Annotated in this window: 9 protein-coding genes; 7 read left to right on the top strand and 2 right to left on the bottom strand. The window is 73.9% G+C overall.

From position 1 onward, the window contains the following. The first annotated feature begins 85 nt into the window (after positions 1–85). Positions 86–2,290: a germacradienol/geosmin synthase Cyc2 gene (gene cyc2 / locus ACIRC0_RS06390; RefSeq protein WP_403611987.1), complete on the top strand. Its 2,205-nt coding sequence runs from the start codon at positions 86–88 to the stop codon at positions 2,288–2,290. 78 nt (positions 2,291–2,368) lie between these two features. On the opposite strand, the gene ACIRC0_RS06385 is transcribed toward cyc2, so the two are convergent. Further along, positions 2,369–3,106: a hypothetical protein gene (locus ACIRC0_RS06385; RefSeq protein WP_403611984.1), complete on the bottom strand. Its 738-nt coding sequence runs from the start codon at positions 3,104–3,106 to the stop codon at positions 2,369–2,371. 95 nt (positions 3,107–3,201) lie between these two features. Between ACIRC0_RS06385 and ACIRC0_RS06380 the strand changes: the two genes are divergently transcribed. The 3 genes from ACIRC0_RS06380 to ACIRC0_RS06370 all read left to right on the top strand — a co-directional run bounded on the left by ACIRC0_RS06380 (position 3,202) and on the right by ACIRC0_RS06370 (position 6,385). Next, on the top strand, positions 3,202–4,080 hold the full coding sequence (locus ACIRC0_RS06380; protein WP_403611981.1) for a LysR family transcriptional regulator: 879 nt from the start codon (positions 3,202–3,204) through the stop codon (positions 4,078–4,080). 127 nt (positions 4,081–4,207) lie between these two features. Beyond that, complete coding sequence (locus ACIRC0_RS06375; protein WP_403611979.1) at positions 4,208–5,353, top strand: aminopeptidase P family protein; 1,146 nt, start codon at positions 4,208–4,210, stop codon at positions 5,351–5,353. 111 nt (positions 5,354–5,464) lie between these two features. Continuing rightward, positions 5,465–6,385, top strand: a complete 921-nt coding sequence (locus ACIRC0_RS06370; protein ID WP_403611976.1) for an aminoglycoside phosphotransferase family protein — start codon at positions 5,465–5,467, stop codon at positions 6,383–6,385. A gap of 264 nt (positions 6,386–6,649) precedes the next feature. On the opposite strand, the gene treZ is transcribed toward ACIRC0_RS06370, so the two are convergent. Continuing rightward, entirely contained in the window at positions 6,650–8,395 is a 1,746-nt protein-coding gene (treZ, locus tag ACIRC0_RS06365) for a malto-oligosyltrehalose trehalohydrolase (RefSeq protein ID WP_403611973.1), read from the bottom strand. A gap of 172 nt (positions 8,396–8,567) precedes the next feature. On the opposite strand from treZ, the gene ACIRC0_RS06360 reads away from it, so the two are divergent. From ACIRC0_RS06360 to ACIRC0_RS06350, 3 genes are all read left to right on the top strand, one after another. Next, positions 8,568–9,119 carry an FHA domain-containing protein gene (locus ACIRC0_RS06360; protein ID WP_403611971.1) on the top strand — a complete coding sequence of 184 codons (552 nt, stop codon included), beginning with the start codon at positions 8,568–8,570 and terminating at the stop codon, positions 9,117–9,119. Between the two features lie 273 nt (positions 9,120–9,392). Next, positions 9,393–10,718, top strand: coding sequence for a M14 family zinc carboxypeptidase (locus ACIRC0_RS06355; RefSeq protein ID WP_403611968.1), 1,326 nt, complete (start codon positions 9,393–9,395; stop codon positions 10,716–10,718). Further along, positions 10,715–11,203 carry an SSI family serine proteinase inhibitor gene (locus tag ACIRC0_RS06350; RefSeq protein WP_403611966.1) on the top strand — a complete coding sequence of 163 codons (489 nt, stop codon included), beginning with the start codon at positions 10,715–10,717 and terminating at the stop codon, positions 11,201–11,203. The genes ACIRC0_RS06355 and ACIRC0_RS06350 overlap by 4 nt, the downstream gene beginning before the upstream one ends. Positions 11,204–11,245 lie beyond the last annotated feature (42 nt).

Genomic DNA, 11,245 nt, shown 5'->3' with positions numbered 1-11,245 from the left:
CGGTGGTTCGCTCCCGATTCACGCGATGGTGTGATCACGCGACGCCAGGCGGATGCCCCGCCCGGCCCCCGGGCAGGACCCGGCCATGACGCAGCCGTTCGACCTCCCGCACTTCTACATGCCGTACCCCGCGCGGCTGAACCCGCATGTCGACGAGGCCCGCGCCCACTCCACGGAGTGGGCCCGCGCCATGGGCATGCTGGAGGGCTCCGGCATCTGGGAGCAGTCCGACCTCGACGCGCACGACTACGGGCTGCTGTGCGCGTACACCCACCCCGACTGCGACGCCCCGGCCCTCTCCCTGATCACCGACTGGTACGTGTGGGTGTTCTTCTTCGACGACCACTTCCTGGAGATCTTCAAGCGCACCCAGGACCGCGAAGGCGGCAAGGCCTACCTGGACCGCCTCCCGCTGTTCATGCCCCTGGACCTCGACACCGCGGTACCGGCGCCGGAGAACCCGGTGGAGGCGGGCCTCGCCGATCTGTGGGCACGCACGGTGCCGTCCATGTCCCCCGGCTGGCGCAGGCGGTTCGCCGTCGCGACCGAGCATCTGCTCAACGAATCCCTGTGGGAGCTGTCCAACATCAACGAAGGGCGGATCGCCAACCCCGTCGAGTACATCGAGATGCGCCGCAAGGTGGGCGGCGCCCCCTGGTCCGCGGGACTCGTCGAGTACGCCACCGCCGAGGTACCCGACCGTGTCGCCACGTCCCGCCCGCTGCGCGTGCTCATGGAGACGTTCGCCGACGCGGTCCACCTGCGCAACGACCTCTTCTCCTACCAGCGAGAGGTCGAGGAGGAGGGCGAGAACAGCAACGGCGTCCTCGTCCTGGAGACCTTCTTCGGCTGCGGCACACAGGAGGCGGCCGACGCCGTCAACGACATCCTCACCTCACGTCTGCACCAGTTCGAGCACACCGCGTTCACGGAAGTCCCCGCCCTGGCCCTGGCCAGGGGTCTCACCCCGGACGAGCTCGCGGCCGTCGCCGCGTACGCGAAGGGGCTGCAGGACTGGCAGTCAGGCGGCCACGAATGGCACATGCGCTCCAGTCGCTACATGAACGAGAACGCCCGCTCCCGGCAGCGCACCTTCGGGCTCTCCGGCCTCGGCACGTCCGCCGCCGACGTGCGCGGGCTGCTCGCCGACGCGGGGGCCATGGGGGCACCTCCCACGCCCGTCGGGCAGTGGGGGAGGCTGCGTGCGTACACCCATCTTCCCTTCCAGCAGGTGGGGCCATCGCTGATCCCCGACCTCCACATGCCCTACGAGGTGGAGCTCAGCCCGCACCTGGACGGCGCCCGCAGCCGCCTCACCCCCTGGATGCACCGGATGGGCATGCTCCAGGAGGGCGTCTGGGACGAGGACAAGCTGGCCGCGTACGACCTGCCCCTGTGCGCGTCAGGACTGGACCCGGACGCGACCCCCGAGGCGCTGGACCTCAGCTCCCAGTGGCTGTCCTGGGGCACCTACGGCGACGACTACTACCCTCTCGTCTTCGGCCACCGCCGCGACCTCGCCGCGGCCAGGCTGTGCACCGAGCGGCTGTCGTCCTGCATGCCCCTCGACGGCGAGGAGTTCCCCGTCCCCGCGAACGGGATGGAGCGCGGCCTGATCGACCTGTGGGCACGCACCACGGCCGGGATGACCCCGGAGCAGCGGCGATCGTTGCGCGCCGCCGTGGACGACATGACCGGGAGCTGGCTGTGGGAGCTGTCCAACCAGCTCCAGAACCGCATTCCGGACCCCGTCGACTACCTGGAGATGCGCCGTGCCACCTTCGGCGCCGACCTCACCAAGAACCTCTGCCGCATGGGCCACGGCCCCGCGGTCCCGCCCGAGGTCTACCGCAGCGGTACGGTCCGCGCACTGGAGAACGCGGCCATCGACTACGCGATGCTCGTCAACGACGTCTTCTCGTACCAGAAGGAGATCCAGTACGAGGGCGAGATCCACAACGCGCTCCTCGTGGTGCAGAACTTCTTCGGCTGCGACTACCCGACGGCGGTGCGCATCGTGGGCGACCTGATGAACCAGCGCATGGAGCAGTTCCAGCACGTGGCCGCCCGCGAACTGCCCGTGCTGTTCGACGACTTCGCACTCTCCCGGGAGGCGCGCGAGGTCATGGACGGCTATGTGGCCGACCTGCGGAACTACATGGCGGCCATCCTGAACTGGCACCGCAACTGCCACCGCTACGGCGCCGACGACCTGGCCCGCCGCGTCCACGGCTTCGTCCCGGACCTGGCTTCGGCCGTCACCCTGCACGCGGCGCCGGTGGCACGCTGACCGCCCCGGCCACGGCGCCGGGCACGGCGGACACGACGGCCACCTGGGCTGACGGGCCCGCCGCTCCCTCACCGGTGGTCAGGCGAGCCGGGCCTTCTCGCGACGGCCGGCGTGCTCCACCGCGGCTCGCGCCAGCGCCCGCACGACGGGGTGCGGGCGCGAGCCGTCACCCGCGAGTTCCGGCTGGAAGAGGGTGGCCAGGAAGAAGGGATGGCCGGGCAGTTCCGCGATCCTCACCTGTCCGTCCTCGTCGTGTCCGCTGAACCGCAGCCCGTGCGCGCGCAGCGTGTCCAGGTGCCGGGAGGGGCCGTAGGAGCAGAAGTACCGTTCGACGGTCCGCTGCGAGCCGATCACACGGTGGGCCAGCGTGTCGGGGACGACACGGACCGCCGCCTCGTGGCCCACCAGGGAGCAGGCCAGCGGCTCGATGAGGAGGTCGTCGGCATCCGGGTCGTTCTCCGCGTGTGCGACCCGGGTCAGACCGCACACGGTGCGGGCGTACTCCAGCAGCGCGTGCTGGAAGCCGCCGCACGTGCCGAGGAAGGGGATCCCCTCCTCCCGTGCGGTGCGGATCGCCGCGAGCACCCCGGCCTCGCTCCGATACGGGCTGCCCGGCAGCACCCACACCGCGTCGAAGCCGCGCACCGCGCCCTCGTCCGCGGCCTCCTCGGACGGGATCCAGTAGGCGTCGAGGACGAGCCGGTCGCGCTCGGCGAGCGCCTCCAGCAGCAGGGGAACGCGGGTGTGCGAGACCACGGTGGGGGAGCGGTCGCCGACCAGGGCGAGACGGGCGGTGTGTGTCGCGTCGGATGTCATGCCGACCATGCTCGACCCGCCCCATGGTTCACGTCCAACGATGATTGGTGCACTCTCCATAAGCGATGCTGATGTCGTGCGGCATGCTGGAGCGCATGGACCCGCACCTCCTGCGCACCTATGTCACCGTGGCCCGGCTCGCGTCCTTCTCAGAGGCGGCCCGCGAACTCGGCTACACCCAGTCCGCCGTGTCGCAGCACATCGCCGCGCTCGAACAGGACCTCGGCGCGCCGCTACTGACCCGGCGTCCGGTCGCACCCACCACGGCCGGCGAACGGCTCCTCGAACACGCCGGTCCGCTGCTGCTGCGCCTCGATGCGGCCAGGGCCGATGTCACGCGGATGGCGGCCGCGCCCACGCTCGGGGTGACGCTCGCGGCCACGTCGACCGCGCTCGGGCCGCGCGTCCTCGCCGCACTGCCCGCCGCGGGCGTCACCCTGCGGGTGCTCACCCGGGACGAGATACCCGCCGCGGTCGCCACCGGCGGCGCGGACCTCGGCCTCGTGGACGGCCTGGCCGCGCCCAGCGATCCGCTGCGGCTGCCCGACGTGGCGCCGCTCGTGACCGAGAGCGCCGGCGAGGAGCCCGTCTGCGTGCTGCTGCCACGCAGCCATCCGCTCGCCGGCCGCGCCGGGCTCCGGCTCGGCGACCTGGCGGACGCCCGCTGGCTGGACGCCCCCGACGCGGGCCTGCCGCTGGCTCGACTGCGGGCCGTGGCCGGTGGCACGGGCTTCCGGCCGGCCCTGCGCCAGGAGGGCACCGATCTGCGCACGCTCCTGGCGCTTGCCGCCGCAGGCCACGGCCTCGCACTCCTGCCGCGCTCGGCGGCCACCGGAGTACCGGGCACGGTCGCCGTGCCGCTCGCGGCTCCCCGCGTGGTCCACCGCACGGAACTCGTACACGGCCGGGGCCTGCGCGGAGCCGCGGCGACACTGGCCGAGCGGCTGCTGCGCGCTCCGCAGGCCACCGGGTGACCCGGCGCGCGGGCGGGCGCCCCCGTCCCCGGGCCGTCATGGTCGCAATGGGCTCGCGTCCGCCCCTGCGGAGGGGCAGGATGCTGCCCGTAGGACCTGGGAGGACCCGTACCAGCGGAGGTTATGGATGACCGGCACGCCCGTACCGCCCGACACGGACGGTCCCGCGCCCTTCACCGCCGAGGACTACGCGGCCCGGATGCGGCGCGCCGCGGACGCCGCCGCCGAGGCCGGGCTCGACGGGGTCCTCGTCGCGCCCGGACCCGACCTGGTGTGGCTGACGGGATACCGCCCGGTGGAGACCGAACGCCTCACCCTGCTGGTCCTGCGCGCCGGGCACGCCCCCGTCCTCGTCGTGCCCACCCTGGAGGCGCCCGACGCCGCCCGGGCGCCCGGCGGGAGCGCCCTGACGCTGCGCGACTGGACCGACGGCAAGGACCCCTACGAGGCGGCGGCCTCCCTGCTGACCGCCGACGGCCGCTACGGCATCAGCGACAACGCCTGGGCCCTGCACCTGCTCGGCCTGCGCGAACGGCTGCCCGACGCCGGCCACGTCGCGCTCACCCGCGCCCTGCCGATGCTGCGGGCCGTCAAGGACGCCGCGGAACTCGACCGGCTGGCCGCCGCGGGCGCCGCCGCGGACGCGACGTACGAGGAGATCCGGAAGGTCCCCTTCGCCGGTCGCCGGGAGCGGGAGGTCGCCGCCGACCTCGCCGATCTGCTGCGGCACTTCGGCCACTCCCAGGTCGACTTCACCATCGTCGCCTCGGGCCCCAACGGCGCCAACCCGCACCACGAGGCCGGCGAGCGCGTCATCGAGCGCGGCGACATGGTCGTCCTCGACTTCGGCGGCCTCAAGCACGGCTACGGCTCCGACACCACCCGCACGGTCCACGTCGGCGAACCCACCGAGGAGGAGCGCCGGGTGCACGACCTGGTGCGCGCCGCCCAGGAGGCGGGGTTCGGCGCGGTCAGGCCCGGCGCGGCCTGCCAGGACGTCGACCGGGCGGCCCGCGCGGTCATCGCCGACGCCGGGTACGGGGAGTACTTCATCCACCGCACCGGGCACGGCATCGGCGTCACCACGCACGAGCCGCCGTACATGATCGAGGGGGAGGAGCAGCCCCTCGTCCCCGGCATGTGCTTCTCCGTGGAGCCCGGTGTGTATCTGCCCGGCCGCTTCGGGGTCCGCATCGAGGACATCGTGACGGTGACCGAGGACGGCGGACGCCGCCTGAACAACACGCCCCGTGAGATGGCGATGGTCGACTGAAGGAGTGAAGGAGGCAGTGGCCGCCGGCCGACGCGACTGCGAGGCCGCGACGGCCGCCCGACCCGGCGGCAGAACCCGCAGCAGGCCCACCGAGACGACAACGGCGCGATCATGACCCAGGCACCGACACCGACGGCGGAGACCGTACGCCGACTGGTCCGCACCCTGCTCCACGACGGCGACGGACCGGACGTGACGCCCGTCGCCGAGGGCGGGCACGCCACCTGGTGGGTCGGCACGCGCCATGTGCTGCGGCTGGCCGCCGACCGGGACGCCACCGCCCGCCAGCGCCGTGAACTGCGGCTGCGGGCCCTGGTGCGGCCGCACATCGGGACGGCGGTGCCGATGAGCGTGGCGCACGGGGAGTGGGCCGCCGGACTCGGCTACACCCTCGACGCCCGGCTGCCCGGCTCGACCGGAAGGGAACGGGGCGTCTCGGCGGTCGGCGAGGCGGACCTCGCGGCGCTGCTCTCGGGGCTGCGCGAGGTACCCGTACGGCAGGCCGAGTCGCTCGGCGTCCCGCGCGTCCCGCCCCGCTCGCTGGAGGCCGTGCGCACCGCCGCCGCGCACGCCGCGGAGCGCCTCGCCGAGCGCGACGAGTTCGACCCCGCCCGGCTCGCCCAGTTCGCCGCCCCGGCCGCCCGCCAGCTCGCCCCCCAGCCCGGCGCGGCCGTCCTGGTGCACCGCAACCTGCGGGACGACCACCTCGTCGTCAGCGACGACGGGCGGGTGCGCGGCGTCCTCGGCTGGAACGACGCGGTGATCGGCGACCCGGCCGAGGACATCGCAGGACTCGCCGAGGCCGTCGGCGCCCCCGCCGCGGTGCGCGCCGCCACCCTCGCCGGCTACGGCGCCCGCCCCTGCCTGCGCGGCCTGTGGCTGGCCCGTTGCAACGCCCTCGTCGCCCTGGCCGGCGGACTCCAGGGCCGAGATGACACGCCCCTGCCGGACCTACGGGCCCGCCTGCGCCGCGCCTGGGAGCCGATCCTGCTGGAACGCGTCACGGAACTGCCGGGGGACGAGACGCCCTAGGCGTCGCGGTGGCGTCCGGCCGCGCGGGCGCGGAGGCCCGTGCCGCCACCGCGTCCAGTGGCCGCCACCGCGTCCAATGGCCGCCACCGCACCCAATGGCCCGTCACTACGTGGCAGTAGCCGTCACCGCGTCGAGTGGGCTGTCACCGCCCCCAGTGGCCTCACCGCGCCCAGCGCCTGCGGCGGCCGGGCGCGTGCGCCGTCACGGCGACGCGGGCGTGAACGCTTGCGCGCACGTCTGCCGCGAGCGTTTGCGCCGGCACCTCACTCCTGCGTCAGCACCACGCACGACTCGCCCGGCACGGTCACCACCCCGTCCTCGTCCGGCGGCTGAACCGGCTCCCAGGCGGCCAGTACGCGCGCGTCGCGGAGGCCCAGGGAGATGCGCGCCGGCTCCTTGGCGAGGTTGACGGCGACCCGGACGTCCCCGCGGCGGAAGGCGAGCCAGCGCGCGTCCTCGTCGTAGGTGACCTTCACATCGCCGAGGTCGGGGTCCGAGAGGTCGGGCTGTGCGCGGCGCAGGGCGACCAGCTCCCGGTACCAGGCCAGCACGCGCGCGTGGGGCTCGCGTTCCGGCTCGGACCAGTCCAGGCACGAGCGGTCCCGGGTCGCCGGGTCCTGGGGGTCCGGCACGTCCTCCTCCGCCCAGCCGTGCGCCGCGAACTCCCGGCGCCTGCCGCGTCGTACGGCGTCGGCGAGCTCGGGATCGGTGTGATCGGTGAAGAACTGCCAGGGCGTGCCCGCGGCCCACTCCTCGCCCATGAACAGCATCGGTGTGAACGGGGCCGTGAGCACCAGCGTCGCCGCGCACGCCAGGAGGCCGGGGGAGAGGGACGCCGAGAGCCGGTCGCCCTGGGCGCGGTTGCCGACCTGGTCGTGGGTCTGGGAGTAGCCGAGCAGGCGGTGCGCGGACACCCGGCTGCGGTCCAGCGGGCGGCCGTGCCGCCGGCCCCGGAACGTCGAGTACGTGCCGTCGTGGAAGAAACCGGCCGTCAGTGTCTTGGCGAGGGCCGCGAGGGGCGCGCGGGCGAAGTCCTCGTAGTAGCCCTGCGACTCGCCGGTCAGCGCGGTGTGCAGCGCGTGGTGGAAGTCGTCGTTCCACTGCGCGTGGACGCCGAGGCCGTTCTCCGCGCGGGGGGTGATGAGCCGTGGGTCGGCCAGGTCCGACTCGGCGATCAGGAACAGCGGCCGGTCCACCTCGGCGGCCAGCGCGTCCACCGCCTGCGACAGCTCCTCCAGGAAGTGGATCGCGCGCGTGTCGTGCAGCGCGTGCACCGCGTCCAGGCGCAGGCCGTCGATCCGGTAGTCGCGCAGCCAGGCCAGCGCGCTGCCGATCAGATACGCGCGCACCTCGTCCGAGCCGGGCGCGTCCAGGTTCACGGCGGAACCCCAGGGCGTGTGGTGGGTGTCGGTGAAGTACGGGCCGAAGGCGGGCAGATGGTTGCCGGAGGGGCCGAGGTGGTTGTGGACCACGTCCAGCACGACGCCGAGGCCGAGTTCGTGCGCCCGGTCGACGAACCGTTTCAGCGCCGCGGGGCCGCCGTACGGCTCGTGCACCGCCCACAGCGAGACACCCTCGTAACCCCAGCCGTGCCGCCCCGGGAACGGGCACAGCGGCATCAACTCGACGTGTGAGACGCCCAGTTCCACCAGGTGCTCGAGCCGCTCGGCCGCCGCGTCCAGCGTGCCCTCACGGGTGTACGTGCCCACGTGCAGCTCGTACAGCACCGCGCCCGGCAGCCCGCGTCCCGGCCACGCGGCACGCCACGCGTACCGTCCGTGGTCGACCACCGCGCTCTGCCCGTCGGGCCCGTCCGGCTGGCGGCGCGAGCGCGGATCGGGCAGCACGGGGCCGTCGTCCAGCGCGAAGCCGTAACGCGTGCCGTCCTCGGCCTCCGCCTCGCCCGCCCACCACCCGGCGCGCTCCGGATCGCGCTCCAACGCGCGCGTGGCACCGCCGCAGTGGAGCGTGACCCGGCCGGCCTGTGGCGCCCATACCTCGAACCGCACTGACGTTCCCCCTCGTCTGCCCACCGTGATGTAGCCCGTCCATGGTGCGTCAAACACGATCACTTCGCCGTCCGATCGACCCTTTCGTCACACGGAACGACCCTGACGGCGGCTTGGGCCACTCTTTGCGTTTTCTGGACACGTCCGGTCCGACTGACCGACAATCACGTCCGTGACGTCGTCTTTCGAGTTCCACACGTACCCCGCGCGGCTCTCGGACGCCGAACGCGACAGGGCGCTGAAGGTGCTCCGCGACGGCGTCGCCCTGGGGCGTCTGTCGCACGACACGTTCCTCCGGCGCATGGAGTTGGCCCTGGTCGCCCGGCAGCCGCACGAACTGGCCGCGCTCACCGCCGATCTGCCCACCGAGAAGCGCTGGTCGCGGATCGTGTTCGGGACCGTGGAGGCGGTCTCCGGGTTCACCGTACGGCTGCGGCGGGCCTGGCAGGCCGAGCGGCTGCCCAAGCTGCTGCTGCCCCACACGGACCGGCCCTATCCGCTGCGGATCGGCCGCGACCCCGCGAGCGGCCTCAGGCTCAGCCACGAGACGGTCTCCCGTGTGCACGCCGAACTGAGCCGCCAGGGCGGCCTGTGGATACTGCGCGACCTCGGCTCCACGAACGGCACGACCGTCAACGGCCTCCGGGTGATCGGCGCCGCGGTCGTCCGCGAGGGCGACGAGGTCGGCTTCGGGAGGATGACGTTCCGCCTGGCGTCGGAGTAGGGGCGCCCTCCTCGCGAGGACCGGCGTGCCGGGCCGGAGCGGGGCCACGGCGCGCGGTCTGACGCACGGAGCGGGGCGAGGGCGCGGTCTGCCGCGCCGAGCGCGTTACGCCGTCGGAGTGCCGTCCTGCGGCCACCCAACCTTCGGTACCTCCGACGGTGTTGACGTACCTGCTCAGCCGTGACTGACTGTGCGTACGCCATGTACAGCAGGTGAATCGACGGCACCACATAGGGGAGGTGTGCCCTGCCGCCCCTCCTCCGCTACCCGACCGTGGACGAACTCGGCGCCCGTGCCGCCGCGCTGGCCGCCGGCCACCCGCGCGACGCCCGGCTCCGCCGCGTGGGCACGTCCCGCGGCGGCACGCCCCTTTGGCTGCTCTCCGTCGGCCACGGCAGCCGCCACGCCCTCGTCGTCGCCGGACCGCACGCCAACGAGCCCGTCGGCGGCGCCACCGCCCTGCGCCTGGCCGAACGGGTGCTGGCCGACCCCCGGCTCGGCCGGGACGCCGACGCCACCTGGAACCTGCTGCTGTGCCTCGACCCCGACGGCGCCCGGCGCAACGAGGGCTGGCTGTCCGGCCCGTACACCCTCGGCCGGTACTTCCGTTACTTCTTCCGCCCCGGCTTCCTCGAACAGCCCGAGTGGCTGCCCGACGGCGCCGATCGCGCCGCCCTGCCCGAGACCCGCGCCCTGCTCGACCTCCAGGACGAACTGCGGCCCTTCTTCCAGTGCTCCCTGCACGGCGTCGACGTCGGCGGCGGCTTCGTCGAACTGACCCGCGACCTGCCCGGCATGGCCCAGCGGCTCGCCCACGCCGCGGCCCGGCTCGGCATCCCGCGCGAGCTCGGCCCGTACGACACCCTGTACTGGCCGCTCCTCGGGCCCGCCGTGTACCGCATCCCGCCCCCGCGCCGAGGCGACCTCGCCGCCGCGATCACGGAGGCCGCGGTCGAGTCGACCTGGTTCCACCCGCACCGCTACGGCACCGTCACCGCGGTGGTGGAGGCGCCCATGTGGGGCGTGGCGGCCGTGGAGGACCCCTCACCGCTCGCCGACCCCGACGCGGTCCTGCGGGCCGTCAGCGCCACGCTGCGCCGCGACACGCGCCTCCTGGAGGGCCTGCTGGCCCGCGTCCGCCCCCACCTGGACGCCGTGCCGGACGCGGCCCGGCTGCTCGCCCCGGTGGACGACTATTTACTGGTCGGACCCGGACTCGCCGACTCCTGGGACCCCGACCTGTACGGCGCCGGTCAGCGGCCGCTGCCGCCGCTGGACACCGCACGGCTGACCGCCCTCGGCATCTCGGGCCGCCGGGTCGCGCTGCGCACCGCGGGACTGCTGCACCAGCTCGCCAGAGCCGCCGGGCGCGCGGCGGCCGACGTGCTGCCCGAACTGGACCGGCTGATCGACGCCTGGTGCGCCGACTACCACGACGGCTACGGCGCACGCTGGATCCCCGTGGCGCGCCAGGCCGAGTACCAGGCGCGCGTGGTGCTCGCCGCCTTCGAACTCGCCGGGCAGCACACGGCCCCACGCTCCCGTTCGGGTGAGAAGGACTGGGGTTCGGCGCCCGCGGTGCCGATGCACAGGGAATGAACAAGACGATCCTGGCCCTGCGCGGCGCCCTGCTCGCCGCGACCGCCTTGCTCATCGCGACACCGGCCCAGGCCGCGCCCCGGCCGGCCACCAGCGGGAACTGGCTCTATCTGACGGTCACCAAGGGCGACGCCCGTTCCCGGGACGTCCGCGGCACGCTCCTGATCTGCGATCCGCCCCAGGGGCACGCACGGGCTGCCCAGGCCTGCGACCAACTGGCCGCCGTGCAGGGGGACATCCACCGCATCCCGCCCGAGCAGTCCTACTGCACGATGCTCTACGCCCCCGTGACCGTCTCCGCGCGCGGGGAGTGGAACGGCCACAAGGTGGACTACACCCACACCTTCGCGAACAGCTGCGACCTGACCGCGAAGACCGGCGCGGTCTTCGCGCTGTCGGACCAGACACCGGCCCGCTCGGTGCCGGGCGGTCGCCACGCGCACGGGGCCGTCGCCGAAACCCCAGGAGCGTGGGAAAGGAGCTGACGACCCCACGCGCGTGCGCGCGGACGCGCGGGCTCACCGCTG

Source organism: Streptomyces sp. NPDC093984 (assembly GCF_044764595.1).
Classification (GTDB): Bacteria; Actinomycetota; Actinomycetes; order Streptomycetales; family Streptomycetaceae; genus Streptomyces; species Streptomyces cynarae.
This window is presented reverse-complemented; position numbering and strand designations above follow the sequence as displayed.

Coding starts and splice junctions, on each gene's coding strand:
- ACIRC0_RS06375 (WP_403611979.1), top strand. CDS start 4,208: ATGACCGGCACGCCCGTACCGCCCGACACGGACGGTCCCGCGCCCTTC.
- ACIRC0_RS06350 (WP_403611966.1), top strand. CDS start 10,715: ATGAACAAGACGATCCTGGCCCTGCGCGGCGCCCTGCTCGCCGCGACC.
- ACIRC0_RS06370 (WP_403611976.1), top strand. CDS start 5,465: ATGACCCAGGCACCGACACCGACGGCGGAGACCGTACGCCGACTGGTC.
- cyc2 (WP_403611987.1), top strand. CDS start 86: ATGACGCAGCCGTTCGACCTCCCGCACTTCTACATGCCGTACCCCGCG.
- ACIRC0_RS06385 (WP_403611984.1), bottom strand. CDS start 3,106: ATGACATCCGACGCGACACACACCGCCCGTCTCGCCCTGGTCGGCGAC.
- ACIRC0_RS06380 (WP_403611981.1), top strand. CDS start 3,202: ATGGACCCGCACCTCCTGCGCACCTATGTCACCGTGGCCCGGCTCGCG.